Source organism: Acinetobacter sp. A3 (genome assembly GCF_012371415.1).
Classification (GTDB): Bacteria; Pseudomonadota; Gammaproteobacteria; order Pseudomonadales; family Moraxellaceae; genus Acinetobacter.
On the sequence record NZ_JAAZQW010000001.1, the window covers coordinates 152,510 to 170,938 of the forward strand.

At 42.3% G+C, this 18,429-nt stretch carries 21 protein-coding genes and 3 tRNA genes; 18 read left to right on the plus strand and 6 right to left on the minus strand.

The features are described 5' to 3' along the window. Nucleotide 1 precedes the first annotated feature (1 nt). From HHA42_RS00715 to panD, 7 genes are all read left to right on the plus strand, one after another. Nucleotides 2-76: transfer RNA gene (locus tag HHA42_RS00715), tRNA-Gln, on the plus strand. A gap of 27 nt (nt 77-103) precedes the next feature. Next, nucleotides 104-178 (plus strand) — tRNA-Gln (locus tag HHA42_RS00720). Nucleotides 179-271: 93 nt separating this feature from the next. Beyond that, nucleotides 272-346: transfer RNA gene (locus HHA42_RS00725), tRNA-Gln, on the plus strand. A gap of 36 nt (nt 347-382) precedes the next feature. Next, entirely contained in the window at nt 383-1,336 is a 954-nt protein-coding gene (locus tag HHA42_RS00730; RefSeq protein ID WP_004972226.1) for a ribose-phosphate pyrophosphokinase, read from the plus strand. Between the two features lie 101 nt (nt 1,337-1,437). Beyond that, the gene (rplY, locus tag HHA42_RS00735; protein WP_168418024.1) at nt 1,438-1,734 is read left to right on the plus strand and encodes a 50S ribosomal protein L25; all 297 of its coding nucleotides are present in this window, start codon (nt 1,438-1,440) and stop codon (nt 1,732-1,734) included. Between the two features lie 18 nt (nt 1,735-1,752). Beyond that, the gene (pth, locus tag HHA42_RS00740; protein WP_168418023.1) at nt 1,753-2,334 is read left to right on the plus strand and encodes an aminoacyl-tRNA hydrolase; all 582 of its coding nucleotides are present in this window, start codon (nt 1,753-1,755) and stop codon (nt 2,332-2,334) included. 145 nt (nt 2,335-2,479) lie between these two features. Then, nucleotides 2,480-2,860, plus strand: a complete 381-nt coding sequence (gene panD / locus HHA42_RS00745; RefSeq protein ID WP_168418022.1) for an aspartate 1-decarboxylase — start codon at nt 2,480-2,482, stop codon at nt 2,858-2,860. A gap of 106 nt (nt 2,861-2,966) precedes the next feature. On the opposite strand, the gene HHA42_RS00750 is transcribed toward panD, so the two are convergent. Beyond that, complete coding sequence (locus HHA42_RS00750) at nt 2,967-3,452, minus strand: DUF1289 domain-containing protein (RefSeq protein WP_168418021.1); 486 nt, start codon at nt 3,450-3,452, stop codon at nt 2,967-2,969. A gap of 221 nt (nt 3,453-3,673) precedes the next feature. On the opposite strand from HHA42_RS00750, the gene HHA42_RS00755 reads away from it, so the two are divergent. The 5 genes from HHA42_RS00755 to HHA42_RS00775 all read left to right on the plus strand — a co-directional run bounded on the left by HHA42_RS00755 (nt 3,674) and on the right by HHA42_RS00775 (nt 7,164). Next, nucleotides 3,674-4,606 carry a rhodanese-related sulfurtransferase gene (locus HHA42_RS00755; RefSeq protein ID WP_168418020.1) on the plus strand — a complete coding sequence of 311 codons (933 nt, stop codon included), beginning with the start codon at nt 3,674-3,676 and terminating at the stop codon, nt 4,604-4,606. A 335-nt stretch (nt 4,607-4,941) separates the two neighbouring features. Next, the gene (locus HHA42_RS00760; protein WP_168525059.1) at nt 4,942-5,229 is read left to right on the plus strand and encodes a hypothetical protein; all 288 of its coding nucleotides are present in this window, start codon (nt 4,942-4,944) and stop codon (nt 5,227-5,229) included. A gap of 89 nt (nt 5,230-5,318) precedes the next feature. Further along, nucleotides 5,319-5,933 carry a DedA family protein gene (locus tag HHA42_RS00765; protein WP_168418018.1) on the plus strand — a complete coding sequence of 205 codons (615 nt, stop codon included), beginning with the start codon at nt 5,319-5,321 and terminating at the stop codon, nt 5,931-5,933. 45 nt (nt 5,934-5,978) lie between these two features. Then, complete coding sequence (locus tag HHA42_RS00770) at nt 5,979-6,395, plus strand: ABZJ_00895 family protein (RefSeq protein ID WP_168460896.1); 417 nt, start codon at nt 5,979-5,981, stop codon at nt 6,393-6,395. A gap of 226 nt (nt 6,396-6,621) precedes the next feature. Continuing rightward, nucleotides 6,622-7,164: a hypothetical protein gene (locus tag HHA42_RS00775; RefSeq protein WP_168525061.1), complete on the plus strand. Its 543-nt coding sequence runs from the start codon at nt 6,622-6,624 to the stop codon at nt 7,162-7,164. Between the two features lie 147 nt (nt 7,165-7,311). Here the strand turns inward: HHA42_RS00775 and HHA42_RS00780 are convergent, their stop codons facing one another. Both HHA42_RS00780 and HHA42_RS00785 read right to left on the minus strand, forming a co-directional pair. Next, nucleotides 7,312-7,836 (minus strand): YecA family protein, encoded by a 525-nt coding sequence (locus HHA42_RS00780; RefSeq protein ID WP_168525063.1) that lies wholly within the window; start codon nt 7,834-7,836, stop codon nt 7,312-7,314. Between the two features lie 68 nt (nt 7,837-7,904). Continuing rightward, on the minus strand, nt 7,905-8,114 hold the full coding sequence (locus HHA42_RS00785) for a PA3496 family putative envelope integrity protein (RefSeq protein WP_004972246.1): 210 nt from the start codon (nt 8,112-8,114) through the stop codon (nt 7,905-7,907). Between the two features lie 373 nt (nt 8,115-8,487). Between HHA42_RS00785 and rpoD the strand changes: the two genes are divergently transcribed. The 6 genes from rpoD to HHA42_RS00815 all read left to right on the plus strand — a co-directional run bounded on the left by rpoD (nt 8,488) and on the right by HHA42_RS00815 (nt 15,042). Further along, on the plus strand, nt 8,488-10,374 hold the full coding sequence (gene rpoD / locus HHA42_RS00790) for an RNA polymerase sigma factor RpoD (RefSeq protein WP_168418014.1): 1,887 nt from the start codon (nt 8,488-8,490) through the stop codon (nt 10,372-10,374). 111 nt (nt 10,375-10,485) lie between these two features. Beyond that, complete coding sequence (locus HHA42_RS00795) at nt 10,486-10,779, plus strand: DUF493 domain-containing protein (protein WP_168418013.1); 294 nt, start codon at nt 10,486-10,488, stop codon at nt 10,777-10,779. A gap of 150 nt (nt 10,780-10,929) precedes the next feature. Next, nucleotides 10,930-11,586: a lipoyl(octanoyl) transferase LipB gene (gene lipB, locus HHA42_RS00800; RefSeq protein ID WP_168418012.1), complete on the plus strand. Its 657-nt coding sequence runs from the start codon at nt 10,930-10,932 to the stop codon at nt 11,584-11,586. A gap of 75 nt (nt 11,587-11,661) precedes the next feature. After that, nucleotides 11,662-12,195: a hypothetical protein gene (locus tag HHA42_RS00805; RefSeq protein WP_168418011.1), complete on the plus strand. Its 534-nt coding sequence runs from the start codon at nt 11,662-11,664 to the stop codon at nt 12,193-12,195. A gap of 1 nt (nt 12,196) precedes the next feature. Then, complete coding sequence (locus HHA42_RS00810; RefSeq protein ID WP_168460890.1) at nt 12,197-13,381, plus strand: iron-containing alcohol dehydrogenase; 1,185 nt, start codon at nt 12,197-12,199, stop codon at nt 13,379-13,381. A gap of 266 nt (nt 13,382-13,647) precedes the next feature. Continuing rightward, nucleotides 13,648-15,042 carry an APC family permease gene (locus HHA42_RS00815; protein WP_168418009.1) on the plus strand — a complete coding sequence of 465 codons (1,395 nt, stop codon included), beginning with the start codon at nt 13,648-13,650 and terminating at the stop codon, nt 15,040-15,042. Nucleotides 15,043-15,100: 58 nt separating this feature from the next. Here the strand turns inward: HHA42_RS00815 and HHA42_RS00820 are convergent. From HHA42_RS00820 to cysG, 3 genes are all read right to left on the minus strand, one after another. Beyond that, a protein-coding gene (locus HHA42_RS00820) for an IS3 family transposase (RefSeq protein ID WP_168525065.1) occupies nt 15,101-16,323 on the minus strand; the annotation gives its coding sequence in 2 pieces (ribosomal slippage) (nt 15,101-15,987 and nt 15,987-16,323; 1,224 coding nt in all). 191 nt (nt 16,324-16,514) lie between these two features. Further along, entirely contained in the window at nt 16,515-16,994 is a 480-nt protein-coding gene (locus tag HHA42_RS00825; RefSeq protein ID WP_168418008.1) for a tRNA (cytidine(34)-2'-O)-methyltransferase, read from the minus strand. A gap of 39 nt (nt 16,995-17,033) precedes the next feature. After that, nucleotides 17,034-18,410, minus strand: a complete 1,377-nt coding sequence (gene cysG, locus HHA42_RS00830) for a siroheme synthase CysG (protein ID WP_168460886.1) — start codon at nt 18,408-18,410, stop codon at nt 17,034-17,036. Nucleotides 18,411-18,429: the final 19 nt, after the last annotated feature.

The following is an 18,429-nucleotide window of genomic DNA, read 5'->3' on the forward strand; positions in this document are numbered from 1 at the left end:
TAGGGGTATCGCCAAGTGGTAAGGCACCGGTTTTTGATATCGGCATCCGTTGGTTCGAATCCAGCTACCCCTGCCATCTCTTTCACCTGTAGATTACTGTATTAGGGGTATCGCCAAGTGGTAAGGCACCGGTTTTTGATATCGGCATCCGTTGGTTCGAATCCAGCTACCCCTGCCATTTTCTCGCATTAGACAGAACCCCCAATATTAGCGCCATCCTGTTAATTTACCTTGACAGAACGCCGTAAAAATATTAAAGTTCTGCCGCATTAGGGGTATCGCCAAGTGGTAAGGCACCGGTTTTTGATATCGGCATCCGTTGGTTCGAATCCAGCTACCCCTGCCATCTATTCCTACATACACCAACCGCCAAGGGTGCTTCATGCCCAATCTTGTCGTTTTTAGTGGAACCGCGCATCCACAATTCGCTCAAAAAGTCGTAAGCCACTTGCACATTCCTTTAGGTGCTGCATCAGTTTCTACCTTCTCTGATGGTGAGATTGCTGTAGAGATTACCGAGAATGTCCGTGGTAAAGACGTATTTATCGTACAACCTACTTGTGCGCCAACCAATGACAACCTCATGGAAATCTTGGTGATGGCTGATGCTTTGCGTCGTGCAAGTGCTGGTCGTATTACTGCCGTTATTCCTTACTTCGGTTACGCCCGCCAAGACCGTCGTCCTCGTTCTACACGTGTTCCAATTACAGCCAAAGTGGTTGCAGATATGCTAACGACTGTGGGCATTGACCGTGTGGTGATGATTGACTTGCACGCAGACCAAATTCAAGGTTTCTTCGACATCCCTGTAGACAACATTTACGGTACGCCTGCGCTATTGGCTGACCTGCGTCAACAGTCACACGACAACCTAATGGTGGTTTCACCAGACGTTGGTGGTGTGGTTCGTGCACGCGCTGTTGCAAAACAAATGGGTGATATCGATCTTGCAATTATCGATAAACGTCGTCAAAAAGCGAATGAATCACAAGTGATGCATTTGATTGGTGATGTAAAAGATCGTGACTGTGTCATTGTAGATGACATGGTAGATACTGCGGGCACATTATGCAAAGCCGCTGATGCACTGAAAACTTTTGGTGCACGTCGTGTTGTTGCTTATGCAACCCACCCTGTACTTTCAGGCAAAGCAATTGAAAACCTTAAAAATTCTGTAATTGATGAATTGGTTGTAACTGACACTATTCCTCTTTCAGAAGAAGCGCAAGCACTTGGCAAAATCCGTCAAGTGTCTGTTGCGAGTATGGTTGCAGAAACAATTCGTCGTATTAACAACGAAGAATCTATTAGCGCAATGTTCGATTCTTATCTATAATAGAGCGCTGAATTTTCAAAGCCCTGCCAATTGGCAGGGTTTTCTATCACTAGATTGGTCGCAGATCTAGTTTATTTAAACTCAAAATAAGGATGTCTATCATGGCAAACTTCGTATTAAACGCTCAAGCGCGTGAAGCAGCTAACCAAGGGAAAGGTGCGAGCCGCCGCCTTCGTCACGCTGCATTAGTTCCAGCTATCATTTATGGTGGCGACGCTGAGCCAGTAGCTGTTACTTTAGAACTTCGTGAGCTTGTAAAAGCTTTAGAAAGCAACGCTTTCTTTGAAGAAGTTGTAGAAATCAAAGTAGGCGACAAAGTTGAAAGCGTTAAAATCCAAGCTTTACAACGTCACCCTGCTAAAAACACACCTATGCACGCTGACTTCAAACGCGCATAAGTGTTTACGGTGTAATTAGTGGCTAATATTTCACTGATTGTTGGTTTGGGCAACCCTGGTAAAGAGTATGCCCAAACCCGCCATAATGCAGGTTTCTGGTTTGTAGAACAGCTTGCAGATCAATATGGCATTACGTTAAAAGCCGATCCTAAATTTCACGGGATCAGCGGTCGCGGTAATATCGAAGGTCAAGACGTTCGTCTGTTATTACCCACAACCTTTATGAACCGTTCTGGTCAAAGTGTTGTTCCCTTCGCCAAATTCTATCAAATTGCGCCTGAAGCTATGCTGATTGCTCATGATGAACTGGACATGAACCCAGGGATCATCCGCCTAAAAACAGGTGGTGGTCATGGTGGTCATAACGGTTTGCGTGACATCGTACCGCATACAGGTCCAAATTTTCATCGTTTACGCATTGGTATTGGGCACCCGGGTTCAAAAGAACGCGTATCAGGCCATGTACTCAGCAAAGCACCAAGTAGCGAACAAACCCTCATGAATGATGCTCTTGCACATGCCTTGGGTCGCATCAAATTACTGGTCAATGGCGACGTACAACAAGCCATGAATCAAATCAATGCCTATAAACCGAACTAATGAATCTACAATTGTTGAACAATCACACTTGCCTTGTCGCTATTTTGAGAGCAAAATGCGCTTTCTGCTCAGTACCGACCTCAGTCAAGCAGTGATTGAATTCACCATAAGATAAAATCTTAGGTCCACTAAGGAGACGCTCACCATGCTATCTCGTTTATTAAAATGCAAAATCCACCGTGCTTTTGTAACTCATGCAGAACTTCACTATGAAGGTTCTTGTGCAATTGACGGAACGCTTATGGATTTGGCTGGCATTCGTGAATATGAAGAAATCCACGTATGGAACGTGACCAATGGTAAGCGCTTCACGACTTATGCCATTCGTGGTGAAGACAATTCAGGGATCATTTCTGTCAATGGTGGCGCAGCACATCAAGCCGATGTAGGCGATATTATTATCATTGCAACTTTTGGTGATTTCACTGAAGCAGAAGCCAATGCGCATCAACCGCGTTTGGTTTATGCAAACCCAGACAACACAGTCAGTCACACAGCAAATTGTATTCCAGTACAAGTGGCGTAATTCCCCTGCCGTATGCAATAAAAAACTCGCAATTTTTGCGAGTTTTTTTATATCCGAATTTAGGGTCATTTCATGACAACAGCATGAATTGCTTTTGAATGAACCCTTAACTTTCTTGCAGGTTTTGCAACAGACTATGACTAATGCCATCGGCACGTAAAAATGCAAAATCATAACTTGCGGTTGCCAATGCCAAAATACGGCGCTCAAACTCTTGCCACAACGGTCGCACCTCTTTGTAATGAATACCCAAACCACTTTCATCGGTAAAATGGCGGTTTTTCTCACAGAGCTTAAGCGCATGGTACAGCTTACGACCTTTAGAGGCATCTTCTCGTAAACGCACACGCTTGGAACGTACAAAGCCTTCTACATGACGTAAATCTGCAAAAGGCAACATTGGTACTAAAATCTGATCTAACTGTGCATCCAAACGACGCCAAACTGCAGTATGTTGTTCGGTGCTATACGTGTTCCACTGAATCACCTCATGGTTAAAACGACGGCAACCTCGACAGACAGAATCACCAAAAACCGTAGAACAACGACCTGCACACGGGGTTAAAGTGGCACTTGGACGATCCTTACTCAATCTAGCACTCCAAAATTTAAACAACATTCAGTTAGAGGTATCAAGTTTGAATTGCAATATTGCAGTTCAAACCGAGTGGCATCATACCCCGTTCTGGTACATTTTTAAAATGCTGTGTCACGCTTTAAAACCATGCACCTCACTCGGATTTCTCGCATATTCAAGCAAAGCGGGTTAGAATATGCGCCTTAAATTTTGTCTTTCACATATTGGAGTACTCCATGAACGCTACTGTAGAACAGCTTGCACCTGTAGAACAGCCAGCGACCACGACTTGGGTTGTTGCCGCACTTTACCAATTCAAAGAAGTTGCAGATCCTTCCGATCTTCAACAACGCCTGCTAGATTTGGTAAATTCAATCAACCTTTGCGGTACTCTTATTGTGGCGGGTGAAGGCATTAACGGTACCATCGCAGGTGATCGTGCGGCGATTGATCAAGTACACCAATTTCTGTTAAACGAAGGTTTTACCGCAATGGAATATAAAGAGTCGCATAGCTCTGAAAAACCATTCCGTAAAATGAAAATTAAACTGAAGAAAGAAATTGTTACGCTAGGTGTAGAAGTCAAACCACGTGACTTGGTCGGTCACTACCTAGACCCGAAAGAATGGAACGAACTGATTGCCCGTGATGATGTGATTTTGATTGATACTCGTAATGACTACGAATACAAGGCAGGTACATTCAAAGGTGCGATTGACCCAAAAACTGAAACTTTCCGTGAATTTCCTGACTACGTTAAGCAAAACCTAGAACAACACAAAGACAAAAAAATTGCGATGTTCTGTACAGGCGGAATTCGCTGTGAAAAATCGACATCATTATTGCTTCAGGAAGGCTTTAATGAGGTATATCACCTTAAAGGTGGTATTTTAAAATACCTAGAAGAAACCCCTGCCGATGAAAGCTTATGGGAAGGTGAATGTTTTGTGTTTGATGGTCGTACCGCAGTAACTCACGGTATGCAAGAAGGCCAAAACATCAAGTGTCATGCTTGTGGCTGGCCATTGCTTCCAGAAGAAGTTGAACTGCCAAGCTATGAACACGGCGTATCTTGCGTGTACTGTATTGATAAAACCACAGAGAAACAAAAAGAAGGTTTCCGTATGCGTCAGTCACAAATTGCTGCCGCCAAACGCAAACGTCTGTAATACATACAGGTTGTAATAAATATTTCTCGAGCATGTCTGACGTAGTCTTTAGCATGCTGGAGAATAAACTTAAGCCCTCATTTTTGAGGGCTTTTTTATTGCCATTCAGTATGTGCTCATTCACGCAAGATTACATAGAACATAAAAATACAACGCATTTTTACCAACTATTGCGCAAAAATCCCCAGATTGGGTGATAGCATTCAAGCTAAATAAGCCACAAAATTTGTGGCTGTTATTAGTGGATAAGCAACAACACACAATCTCACCCATAACCAAAACTTAAGGATCGTTATGTACTCCTAAACCTATACGCTATTATCAGGAGTGAAATTATGCTAAAAACAACAATTTCAAATTCAATGCAAACATTACGTTTCACCCCTGTAAAATCTTTATCTGCTCTGTGTCATACAGAAATACAAAATCGTTTGGAAGATGAGTCACATACCTTTATTGTGGCTATGGGTGCAATTTTAGGTGGCATTATTGCAGCTTTTATTGGCTATCATTTACCTGCCAATTTTTTTAATTACGCCTTGCTGTGTGCAGTTCCAATTCTTATGGCATATACATTAAGACGAGTCTATATCTACACCCTCACCCATTCAGAACTTGATTAAGCCTAAAGCGCAAGGCTTTACCGTTCTTATACTTTACTGTTTATGCAAGAGTGCTTAGGATAGGAGCACTTTTTTAAAACACGACTTGCATGAATGTAACTGAATGGATTATTTCCATTATGGAACAACTCGGCTACCTCGGTATTGCCTTGTTAATGTTTCTGGATAACGTCTTCCCGCCTGTTCCCTCAGAAATTATTATGCCTTCAGCAGGCTATTCTGCCTCTCAAGGGCAATTGTTGCTATTGGGTGTGATTATTGCAGGCTGTATAGGCTCATTAGTTGCAGCCGCAGTTTTATATTGGGTTGGCTATCGTTGTAAACACGACAGTATCTATCGCTGGGTCAATCGTTACGGCAAATATCTATTCATTAAAGAGCAGGACGTCAAAAAATCTCTACACTGGTTTGAACAGTACGGACATCGCATTGTCTTTTTTGGGCGTATGATTCCTGCAATCCGCTCATTGATTAGTATTCCTGCCGGTATGAGTCGCATGCCATTTTGGAAATTTATGTTTTATAGTGGTCTGGGCACCATTATTTGGACAACATTTTTAGCCTGTGTCGGTTATTATTTTGGTGAAAATCAGCAACTTATGCATCAAATTTTCAATCGGGTCAGCCATGTAATTATTGCCATTGTAGTGCTACTTGTTGCTGTGGTGCTGTACCGTAGATACCGCCGTAAACAACAGCATTAATCAATACAACACTGTAAAATTATATCTTTTCGGGGAAAACCAGACATGAAACATTATTTACTCTTCTTCGCCGCAGTTTATAGTATTGCGCTGGTTTTGCTGATTACTGTATTAATTTTTGGGTTGAACTTGGGTGGACTGACTCTGCTACCGACCTTAATTGCTGCAGCATTTATTAGCGCAGGCCATTTTGTAAAAAAAGAACAACGCCTACCCAGCAGTGACGAAAAAATCCAGTTGGTTTGGGGCTCAAGCGCGGTGGCCATTATTATTGGCAGCTTCTTTGTATTTTTCTTGGTACTCATGAACCCAAATGCAGAAGAAATTCTAAAAGCAGCAGATAAAGCAGGATTGGCTTTGGCTGCCGTGATCATGCTGTGCCTGATTGCCATTCATGGTGCTGTGTTTCATATTGCCTACAACTGGTACGCAAACCGTTACTACCACAATAAATTCTTATAAAATTTTACTGAATTGCTGTATTAGACACCCAAAAACAACAGCACACACCTAAAAACTACAGCCACGCGCAGCATCATATATAAACTTACTTCAGACATGCGCTGTAACTAAAACACCTTGTGAATGGAGTATAAGGCTACATTTTCATCGCCTAAGCTTAGTTCATTCATAGCGATTATGAATATGAACACAGCAATAACTCATACAACGATAAAAGGTGATTCGCATGTCAGATTTTGAACGCAATGAACAGATTGACCGTGATGTGGTTAAAAATTTACCCAAAGAAGAACGTGATCGTTTAAATGCCGACCCGATTACAGGTGAGCCGGGTGCCCACCCTGTTGGTACAGGTCTAGGTGCAGTTGGTGGTGCTGCAACAGGTGCAACCGTTGGCGCATTAGGCGGCCCTGTAGGTGCAGTGGTTGGTGGTGCTGTAGGTGCTGTTGTTGGTGGATTAGCTGGTAAGGGCACTGCAGAAGTAGTCAATCCTACCGAAGAAGAAGCGTACTGGCGTGCCAATAGTCTCAATACTGTCTATTATGCAGAAACACGCAGTCATTACCCCGATTTAGAATATGACCGTGACTACCAAAATGCTTACCGTGTTGGTTATGAAAACCGCCCGCATTATGATGCACATACCCGCTTTGAAGATGTCGAACCCGATTTAAAAAGCAAATGGGAACAAATTAAAGGCAGTTCTCGCTTAACTTGGGAACAAGCAAAATTTGCGGTAAAAGATGCTTGGGATCGTGCTACACGCTAATTGGCATAGTTCTGCTAAGGTTGAAACAATACATCATTGATGTATTCATCCTAGCCACAAAAAAGCACTGCATTTAGCAGTGCTTTTTTTAGGTATTCATGCTTTCAAATATGCAAAAACATGAATCTAACCAATAGATTCGACAGTTTATTCAGGTGTGTGATACATCAAATACAATTCATTCAGATTTTCAGGAATTTCTTCTGCAATCTCGTCCATTAACTGACCATTGCGACGGAAAGATTCCATTTGTGGGTCTTCTTCATCAATGCCACTAAATACCATCATTGGCAAAGTTAAATCGACCAGTTGTTCTTCAAATTCAGGTGTGAACCACGCTTCTTCATTCAGGAACATGGCATCTACAAAACCAACACTCCAGTCACCTAAGCTTGAATCAACTTCTGCTTCTTCAATTTCAAATGGAAATTCAATGCCTTCTTCATTGGCTAAACTTTGGCGAATACTTTCTAACCATGCCTTAATTTGCGCGATAATTTCGGCAGGCACTTTGTTTTGATTGCCTTCAAATAATTCATTTAACCATGGGTCAAATAGAGGTCCAACTGCAATGGCACACAAGAAACCATGTGTTGCAGCGAAGTCTAGACCATATTCGTTTTGGTCACCATCTAGATATTCACTTAACAGGTCTAAATCTAAAGCAGTCATTTCAAATCCATAGGTGTCAATTTAGGGATGTAGCATAGCATTTTCAGCGGGTGATGCAGAACCTGATTTTAGTCGTCTTCGTCGTCAAAATCGTCGTCATCGTCAAAATCATAATCAAAATCTTTGAGCTCACGTTCCAAACGACGTTGTGCGAGTAAATCATCAATCAAACGGCGCTTTTCTAAAGATTCTTTCGCGCTTATTTTGTTTGATGCCTCATCGAAATTAACATCATCATCACCGTAGTTATCATCTAGTTCAAAATCTGTAGAAGACACTAAAACTACCTCAGAATGAAAAAATGTGAAGGGTCTAGCCGCTATTTATCTGCCTTTATAAATATTGTCAAGTTTTATTTATTTTTTTCAAAAAACTGCAACATACGCACATTGCAACATACTTTAAAATTTGTGTATATATTAGCAAGTTAGTATCATTATTCAGGATTGGCCCCAATCATAAAAATATTTTGCGGGCAAAAAGGAAATTGACTTGAAAAACAGTAATGAAGCCCCATATTCCTATTCAATTCTTCATTCAAACATCATTTTAAAATCATGCTTGATTGATCAATTCCAACCCTATTTAAAGCGAATTGTGCTATCATGCACGGTTTTTCACTGCCACAGATTCAACGAAGAGTAAGCAAAGATGAGCGATATGAATTCCCCTACTTCGCAAGTAGCGGCTCTGATTAGCCGAGGCAAAGAGCAAGGTTACCTAACTTACGCTGAGGTTAACGATCATCTCCCGGACTCAATCACGGAAAGCGAACAGATTGAAGACATTATTCAAATGCTTCAAGACGTCGGTATTCCTGTGCATGAACGTGCGCCTGAATCTGATGATGCAATGTTCGAAGACAATGCAGAAGCTGCCGACGAAGTTGCTGAAGAAGAAGCTGCAGCGGTACTTGCCTCTGTAGAAAATGAGCCTGGTCGCACCACAGACCCTGTGCGTATGTATATGCGTGAAATGGGTACGGTTGAGCTGTTAACGCGTGAAGGTGAAATTAGCATTGCGAAACGTATTGAAGAAGGGATTCGCGATGTACTTCACTCGATTGCCTACTGGCCAAACGCAGTGCAAGTGGTACTGCAAGAATATAAAGATTATGAAGCGGGTGAACGCCGCCTTGCCGATATTTTATCGGGTTATTTAGACCCTGAAACCGATGAAGAAATTCCAGAAGTTTTAGAAGACGAAGCCGATTTAGACAAAGAAGAAGACACCAGCGACAAACCAACCAAAGACGTCAAACTTGATGATGACGATGAGGAAGAAGAAGCTGAAACTGAAGAAGAATCTGAAACAGATTCAGGCCCAGACCCAGAAATTGCCAAAATGCGTTTTGGTGAATTAGAACAAGCCTATCTTGCAAAAATTGCAGCGATTGAAAAACATGGCCGTGAAAGTGCTGAAGCTCAAGAAGCTTTAGAAGCATTGGCTACCGTGTTTATGATGTTCAAATTTACACCGCGTTTGTTTGATATCATTTCTGAAATGATTCGTGGCACACATGAACAAATCCGTACGGCTGAACGTGAAGTGATGCGCTATGCGGTGCGTCGTGGTCGTATGGATCGTACCCAGTTCCGTACTTCATTCCCAGGTCAAGAGTCTAATTTTGCTTGGTTAGATGAACAGATTGCCAAAGCTGCTGCAGATCAAAAAGGCTATTTGGAAAAAGTACGTCCAGATATTTTGGCTTTCCAACAAAAGATTGCCGATATTGAAAAAGAGCTAGGTCTAGATGTAAAAGGCATTAAAGACATTTCTAAACGTATGGCCGTTGGTGAAGCCAAAGCCCGCCGTGCGAAGAAAGAAATGGTTGAAGCCAACTTACGTCTGGTCATTTCGATTGCGAAAAAATACACCAACCGTGGTTTGCAATTCCTTGACTTAATTCAGGAAGGTAACATCGGCTTGATGAAAGCGGTAGACAAGTTTGAATACCGTCGTGGTTATAAGTTCTCGACTTATGCAACTTGGTGGATTCGTCAGGCGATTACCCGTTCAATTGCCGACCAAGCACGTACCATTCGTATTCCAGTACACATGATTGAAACCATTAACAAAATCAACCGTGTATCGCGTCAATTGCTTCAGGAAATGGGCCGTGAGCCAACTCCAGAAGAATTGGGCGAACGCTTGGAAATGGACGAAGTCAAAGTTCGTAAAGTTCTGAAAATTGCCAAAGAGCCGATTTCTATGGAAACGCCAATTGGTGATGATGAAGATTCACATTTGGGTGACTTCATTGAGGACAGCAACATCACTTCACCAGTCGATGCGGCAACCTCTGAAGGCTTAAAAGAAGCGACCCGTGAAGTGCTTGAAAACTTGACTGAACGTGAAGCCAAAGTTCTGAAAATGCGTTTTGGTATTGATATGCCAACCGACCATACATTGGAAGAAGTAGGTAAACAGTTTGACGTGACCCGTGAGCGTATTCGTCAGATTGAAGCTAAGGCACTTCGCAAACTGCGTCATCCTTCGCGTTCTGAACACTTACGTTCTTTCTTGGAAAATGACTAATTGTTACTTAGATGATTGGTTGAAAATTTAAAATTCAGCCTCATTTATTTATACAAGACCAACACGCCTGCTTCGATGCAGGCGTTTGCTATAGAGATAGAGATCACGCTTATGACGTTATTCAACCGTACCCCATCTCGTGAACTACAAGAGCATCTTTGGGTATTTCCAATGGATTACCCAATTAAACTCATTGGAGACGCGGGTGATGAACTGCGTATTGCCGTGGTTGAAATTTTAGTGAAACATTTTCCTGAATTTGATACACAAAGCCTGCGCATTACCCCATCACGCACAGGTAAGTATCATTCAATTACCGCACAATTGCGTTTTGAAGAATTGGAACAAGTGCATGCAATTTATGCAGATTTAGCCGCTTGCCCACTAATTAAAACTGCCTTGTAATTTTGCAGATTCATCTTTAAAAACACGCTTTCGAGCGTGTTTTTGTTTCTGAACTCACAAAATCTTATTCATTCCACAAATCCCCTACACCCGCCACATTTTCGTATAATAAAATCAATTTCTTGCTTTTACGGATAGGACTGCATCACTGTGGACACTGCACAACGGCCAAACCTGATTATTCGTCAATACCATGACCTGACAGACTACGAAGCACGCTTTCAGGAAATGAAACACTGGACGGAGCAACGTGATGCAGACAGTCCTGACCAACTCTGGATTTTGCAGCATCCGAATGTACTCACTCAGGGGCAAGCAGGCAAAGCTGAACATATTTTAATGGCTACGGATATTCCTGTAGTACAAACTGACCGAGGAGGCCAAGTCACATGGCATGGCCCAGGCCAATTGGTCGCCTACTTCATGTTTGACCTCAACCGTTTAGGTTGGAATGTCCGTACTTTGGTATCTTATGCTGAAAACTTGATGATTGAGCTGCTTAAAAAATACGGCATTGATGCCTATGCCAAAGCCGATGCACCAGGCGTATATGTCAATGAACGTAAAATTGGCTCACTGGGTTTTAAAATTCGTAAAGGTCGTAGCTATCACGGTTTAGCCCTCAATATTGATTGTGATTTAACAGGCTTTCAAAACATCAACCCCTGCGGCTATGCAGGTTTGGAAATGGTGCGTGTGATGGATTTAGTCGAGAACTATCCACATTTTGAAAACTTATGTGCAGATATCATTGAAACTTTACAAAACAGCGGTTACTTTAATGACGTTCAAGTCATTCACGTATAAATGGCTTTCTTTTCAATAAGAAATAAAATAGAGTATTTACTCTAAATAATGATTTATAACACAGGGATTCAGCGCGTGATTTCAACTAAATCTGTGAAACCCGCTTTGCAACTGGCCTATGTCAAACTCATGATGGATATCATTGGCAGAGGTTTAGTCATGGCAAGTCAGGTCGATGAAGAAATTAAACAAGAAGTTGCCAAATTCCCAAGCAACTTTGTCTTGTCTATGAAAGTTTTTCCAAATGGTCCAGCCTTTATTGCCAAAGTCACTGAAGACCACCAACTGGAATTGCTGCAAAATACAGCCCAAAAACCAGATTTAACCATTACCTTCAAACATTTAAACCATGCCTATTTGGTTTTTTCCTTTCAGGAAAGCACAGCACAAGCCTTTGCACATGACCGCATGATTGCCGATGGTGATGTGTCTTATGCCATTCGTTTAGTGCGTTGCCTGAATAAAATGGAAGCACTGATCTTGCCTAAATTACTGGCAGAATTGGCAGTAAAACAATATCCAAGCGAACTTAGCTTAAAAGAAAAACTATCAGGTGCAGCCAATATTTATCTAAAAGTTGCCCAATCTTATTTCAAACGGAGTGCATAACATGGCGAAGCCTTATTACGAATTTTTTTGCCCAGTCAAAGTCATTGCGGGTCATGCCGCACTTGAACACATCCCGTTTGAATTGGCGACACTAGGTTCTCAACGCCCAATGATCATTACCGACAAAGGCGTGCGTTCCAACAATCTACTTGCACCGATTGAAGCTGCATTTGAATCTACCGATGCGGTGATCGGCTGTATTTTTGATGATGTTCCGCAAGACTCAAGTGTTATGACTGTGCGTCGTGCTGCTCAGCTATACCGTGAAAACAACTGTGATGCCATTATTGCGGTGGGTGGTGGTTCGGTAATCGACACCTCCAAAGCGACTAATATTTTAGTGAGTGAAGGTGGCGATGACTTATTGCAATATTCAGGTGCACATAACTTACCGCGTCCACTCAAACCTTTTTTTGTGATTCCAACCACTTCAGGCACAGGCTCAGAAGTGACCATGGTCGCAGTAGTTTCAGACACTGAAAAGAACGTTAAAATGCCATTTGCATCGTATTACTTAATGCCACATGCTGCCATTTTAGACCCACGTATGACGCAAACGTTGCCACCACATTTAACAGCTATGACCGCTATGGATGCGATGACACATGCCGTTGAAGCCTATAGTTGCATGGCAGCCAATCCAATTTCTGATGCCTATGCCACAGCAGCAATTAAGAAAATCAGCAACAACCTGTTTAATGTGTTAGATAACCCAAGCGATGAACAAGGTCGTCTAGAATTGGCACAGGCATCTACCATGGCGGGCATTGCTTTCTCAAACTCTATGGTGGGCTTAGTACATTCTTTAGGTCATGCCTTGGGTGCAGTCGCGCATTTACCACATGGTCTGTGTATGAATTTATTCTTACCGTATGTGCTGGAATACAACAAAGAAGTAAATGCCGATAAAATTGCAGATCTACTCTTGCCATTGGCAGGTGCAGATGTGTATGCACAAACCCCAGCGCATTTACGTGCCGACAAAACCATTTCAACAATTGTTGCCATTCGTGACCGCTTATACGCCCTCACTAAATTGCCGCGTACCTTGCAGGAAACAGGCAAAGTAAGCGAAGCACAATTAGATGAGGTGGCTGAAAAAGCCCTGAACGATGGTTCAATTATTTACAACCCGAAAGAAGCCAATTTAGAAGAACTCAAGGCTATCTTAAAAAAGGCTTGGTAATTGCTAAAAAATAGGCGAACATAGCCGAAAAACCAGCCTGATGTTTTTTAAACATCGGGCTTTTCATTGGTAGACTGCTGCGTCTGATATTTTTTCATCAATGTGGCATATTTTCTGCTAAAAAAGAAAACAAAGATACTGACAAAGCGCATCATTATGGAGTAGATTGGCGCGTTTTTACTTTTTATGTAGGGGGGATTGTTCGTCTCAAACAATCCTGAACAAACATGACTGATCCTTGATCAACGATTAAGAGGATAACGCCGTTGACAAATATCTCTGGGACTCAATCGGCAGCTAAACTGCAAAAAACGCTAGGGCTCTGGCACATCATTATTATTGGTTTAGCCTATATTCAACCGATGACGTTATTCGACACTTTCGGTTTAGTATCGGAAGAAAGTCATTTTCACGTACCCACATCTTATATTTTTGCACTAGTTGCCATTTTGCTCACGTCTTTGAGTTATGGTCACATGATTCGTCGTTACCCATCTTCAGGGTCGGCCTATACCTATGCACAAAAATCCATTCACCCCAACGTCGGCTTTATGGTGGGTTGGTCATCCTGGCTGGATTACCTGCTCTCGCCAATGGTCAATATTATTTTGGCGGTGATTTATTTAGAAGCGTTATTCCCTGAAGTGAATCACTGGATTTGGGTGGTGGTACTCACCGCATTCATGACAGGTGTTAACTTGCGTGGTGCGCGCTTTGTGGCGAACTTCAACAGCTTGATTGTGTTAATCCAGTTGGTGGTAATTGGTGTCTTTACTTGGATGATGTTCACCAAATTACAAGCTGGTTTTAATGCCGATGGCCCTATTACCGCAGAACAACGCTATCAGTTATGGAGCTTGCAACCTTTTTGGAATGAGTTAACTTCGGTAGGTGCATTAATTACGGGTGCAACCCTACTCTGCTTCTCATTTACAGGCTTTGACTCACTCAGCTCACTTGCAGAAGAAACCAAAGATACAGAGAAAACCTTACCAAAAGCGATTTTCTTAACTGCACTAATTGCAGGCGTAATTTTCATTGTTAGCACCTATTTCATGCAGATTTATTTCCCGAATGAACCAGGTAGCTACTTTAAAAATATCGCAGAAACTCAGCCAGAAATTTTACTGTTGGTGGGTGGCTCGTTGTTCCAATCTTATGTACTGACCTTTGCAATTGTAACGGTCATGGCATCAGGTATTTCAGCGCATGCAGGTGTATCACGCTTAATGTATGTAATGGGTCGTGATGGTGTGATCAACAAAAAACTCTTTGGTCATATCAGCCCACGTAACTACACGCCTTCATACAACATTCTAATTGTGGGTGCTGTAGCCTTAACTGCTGGTTTTATGGATCTAGATTTTGTGATTTCATTGATCAGCTTTGGTGCACTCACCGCATTCAGCTTCGTGAACTTATCTGTAATTTCACGCTATGCGCTACGCGATGGTCGCAACAAAACACCTAAGGATATTATCAATTTCATTGTCATTCCTTTATGTGGTTTTATCGCAGTCTTTGCGTTATGGCTCGAAGTTGATGAAACTTCATTGAAGTATGGCTTGTGGTGGGCAATGTTTGGGGTTTTATATCTTGGTTATAAGACCAAAGGCTTTAAACACCCTGCGCCACAACATAACGAGTTTGATGACAGATAATCTCTGTACTTCATGTCTTGTCCTGAAATAGATTGACAGTATTCCACTTCAAACCGAGTTAAGCAATTAGCTCGGTTTTAGTTTGCTCATACGTCTGATTCGGGGTGTTCATATTTAAACTTAAATGTGGTCTATAGCAATTATAAATCATGATAGATTCCGCAATTAAGTGATCTAACTCCTTCATGGTTTGACATCGCGTGGTTAAAAACTCCTGCTTTAATATTCCATTAATTCGCTCTGCTAATGCATTCTGATAACAGTCCTTGCCATCTGTCATGGAAGGACATATCCCATAATGGCGCAATGCCGATTGATATAGCTCAGAGCAATATTGAGCACCTCTATCTGAATGATGAATCATCCTAGTCGCTCGATCTGTCGCTTGCTGCATCGCCATATGTAGAGCCTGCACAACATTCTCCGCACGCATATCATTCGATAACTTATAACCTTTAATCTGTCGGGTATAAGCATCTGTCACCAAGGATAAATAATGCACACCTTCAGCACTCTCAACATAGGTAATATCACTAACAAAGACTTCATTGGCTTGCACTGCTGAATAATCCTTTAATAAATTTGGATGCTTCTTCATCCAATGCTTGCTATCCGTAGTTTTTGTATAGCGACGCTTAGGGCGAATCAATAAGTTATTTTCTTTCAATATTTTAAATAACTGATCCCGTCCACACTTTAAACCACGTTGCAACAATTTGCCTTTAATAAGCCAATACAGCTTACGTGTTCCGATACTTGGCATGAGACAGCGATATTCCATAACCAACTCAAGTATTTGTTCAGTTGCTTGTGCAGTCATTTGAGCACGTTTTTCTGCTTGATAATAAGCTTGTCGAGTGATTCCTAACCACTGACAATAACGTGAAACGCTTAGTCTTCTTTGGCTTTGCCAATCTTTGAAACGTGCTCGGTATACTTTTTTCCAAGATCAGTCCCACACTCTTTATCAATGTGATAAATCACATCCTGTATAAATTCAGTTTTGAGCTTTTCTGCGGCTAACTGTTTTTCTAATTGGCGGATTCGTTGTTGGGGTGTCAATTGGCGTTTAGAAGAAGTCGGCATATTCGAAGTCCAATCCTGTTGTCCGTGCTTGCGTAACCATACCAGCACAGTTGATCTTCCTTGAATACCATATTTTGCCTGAGCTTGTTTATAAGTAATTTGCCCTTTTTCTACTTCATGTACCACCATCATTTTAAAGGCGAAGCTATAATCACGTTGTGTGCGCTTAACTCGTTGTTCTCGTTTATGTTCCATAAAATAAGTCTCTTAAGGTGTAAACTTATTTCAGGACGGGACATCAGCTCAAATAAAAAAGGCGCTTTATGCGCCTTTTTTATGCCTAAAATAATTTCACTAATAAATCAAAAAATAGCAGGAACAAAAAAGCTGAGCGCGATTTACCTCAGCTTTTATTCATTACGGCAACTTTATAATCCAAATACAGATTAAACCAGCGCCTTAAACCCCTGCTGACGCCATGCTTCATACAAAATAACTGCCGTGGCATTAGACAAATTTAGACTGCGTGAGTTTTCTGCCATTGGTAAACGTATCCAGTGCTGCTGTGGAAATAGCATGCGTACTGCTTCAGGCAAACCACGTGTTTCAGGCCCCATCAGCAAAGCCACAGGTCGGTTTAAATTTGACGTATGTGGTGTTTCTGTGCCTTTAGTCGTTAGTGGATAAATCGCATCCAAGCCCACACCTTTGCTGTCTAAATCAGCCAAACATTGCTCAAGATTGTCCCAAATTTGCATACGTGCCCATTCATGATAATCCAAACCAGCACGGCGCAATTTTTTATCATCCAACTCAAAACCCAAAGGCTTGATCAAATGCAGTTGTGCACCGGTATTGGCGCACAAACGAATAATATTGCCTGTGTTTGCTGGAATTTCTGGCTCATACAAAACGACATGGATCACTTGATTTCTCTTCTCTTAAACGCTGAAACAAGGATCAATTTACCCTTGCCACTTTAATTGTTCACGCAAACTCACCACTTCACCAATAATGGTCAAGGTTGGTGCTTGAATCTGATGCTGCGCCACTTTACTGGCAATATCTGCCAAGGTACCTACCACGACTTTCTGCTCAGGGGTAGTACCTTTAGATATAAGCGCCACTGGCATGTCGGCACGCTGTCCGTGTGCAATCAGTTTTTCACAAATGGTTTCCAAACCCACCAAGCCCATATACAGCACCAACGTTTGATGCTCATACACCAATTCTGACCACGGCAACTCAGGTGAACCTTCCTTTAAGTGTCCTGTCAGGAAACGCACACTTTGCGCATAGTCACGGTGAGTCAGCGGAATCCCCGCATAAGCCGAACAGCCTGAAGCTGCTGTGATGCCTGGCACCACTTGAAAGGAGACACCTGCTTCATACAGCTCCTGAATTTCTTCGCCACCACGCCCAAAAATAAAGGGATCACCGCCTTTTAAACGACAGACACGTTTACCCGCTTGTGCGTATTTGACCAATAAGGCATTAATGCCTTCCTGCGGCACGGCATGATTGGAACGTGCTTTGCCGACATAAACTTTTTCGGCATCACGGCGGCACAACTCCAAAATGGGAGCAGACACCAAACGGTCATAAATCACCACATCGGCTTGCTGCATTAAACGCAGTGCTTTTAAAGTCAATAATTCAGGATCACCAGGGCCTGCACCCACTAAATAGACTTCACCTTTTGGCGTGTCCCATTCAGCCAAAGCTTGTTGGATGCTTTGATTAGCAGCCTCAAGATTGTCATTGAACACCTGTTCTTTCAGGGGACTCGCATAGAGTTCCTCCCAAAAAATACGGCGCTCATCTGGATTGACAATTTTCTGTTTTACTGCGGCACGCCACTGACCTGAAAATTCAGCCAGTTTGCCCATACCATGCGGAATTGTACTTTCCAGTTGGGTACGAATTTGACGCGACAACACAGGAGATGTGCCATTGCTGGCCACTGAAATGATCAAAGGTGAACGGTCAATAATGGCAGGCACCATAAAGCGACAATGTGGCGGATCATCCACACTATTCACCAATACTTTTTCGGCTTCACAGGCTTCAAAAACCTGCTGATTGACGGCATGACTATCTGTTGCGGCAATTACCAAACGGTATGCTCGCAATTCAACCTCAGTGCTAAATTCAGCCGGATAATACTGCCCTTGACTCTGCTGAACCAGTTGCAGGAGATTTGCATCAATTTCAGGTGCAACAACATCAATTTGTGCACCTGCTTTAGCCAACAATACCGCTTTACGGTAGGCAATATGCCCACCGCCCACAATCAGACAAGGTTGCTGCTGCAACTTTAACGAGATTGGAAAAATATCCACACTAAACCTCAATATTTAA

Excerpts from the sequence above, each read along its gene's own strand:
- HHA42_RS00780 (WP_168525063.1), bottom strand. The coding sequence starts at position 7,836 with ATGACTGCTTTAGATTTAGACCTGTTAAGTGAATATCTAGATGGTGAC.
- rpoD (WP_168418014.1), top strand. The coding sequence starts at position 8,488 with ATGAGCGATATGAATTCCCCTACTTCGCAAGTAGCGGCTCTGATTAGC.
- HHA42_RS00760 (WP_168525059.1), top strand. The coding sequence starts at position 4,942 with ATGCTAAAAACAACAATTTCAAATTCAATGCAAACATTACGTTTCACC.
- HHA42_RS00770 (WP_168460896.1), top strand. The coding sequence starts at position 5,979 with ATGAAACATTATTTACTCTTCTTCGCCGCAGTTTATAGTATTGCGCTG.
- HHA42_RS00765 (WP_168418018.1), top strand. The coding sequence starts at position 5,319 with ATGAATGTAACTGAATGGATTATTTCCATTATGGAACAACTCGGCTAC.
- HHA42_RS00775 (WP_168525061.1), top strand. The coding sequence starts at position 6,622 with ATGTCAGATTTTGAACGCAATGAACAGATTGACCGTGATGTGGTTAAA.
- HHA42_RS00795 (WP_168418013.1), top strand. The coding sequence starts at position 10,486 with ATGACGTTATTCAACCGTACCCCATCTCGTGAACTACAAGAGCATCTT.
- HHA42_RS00810 (WP_168460890.1), top strand. The coding sequence starts at position 12,197 with ATGGCGAAGCCTTATTACGAATTTTTTTGCCCAGTCAAAGTCATTGCG.
- HHA42_RS00730 (WP_004972226.1), top strand. The coding sequence starts at position 383 with ATGCCCAATCTTGTCGTTTTTAGTGGAACCGCGCATCCACAATTCGCT.
- HHA42_RS00755 (WP_168418020.1), top strand. The coding sequence starts at position 3,674 with ATGAACGCTACTGTAGAACAGCTTGCACCTGTAGAACAGCCAGCGACC.
- panD (WP_168418022.1), top strand. The coding sequence starts at position 2,480 with ATGCTATCTCGTTTATTAAAATGCAAAATCCACCGTGCTTTTGTAACT.
- rplY (WP_168418024.1), top strand. The coding sequence starts at position 1,438 with ATGGCAAACTTCGTATTAAACGCTCAAGCGCGTGAAGCAGCTAACCAA.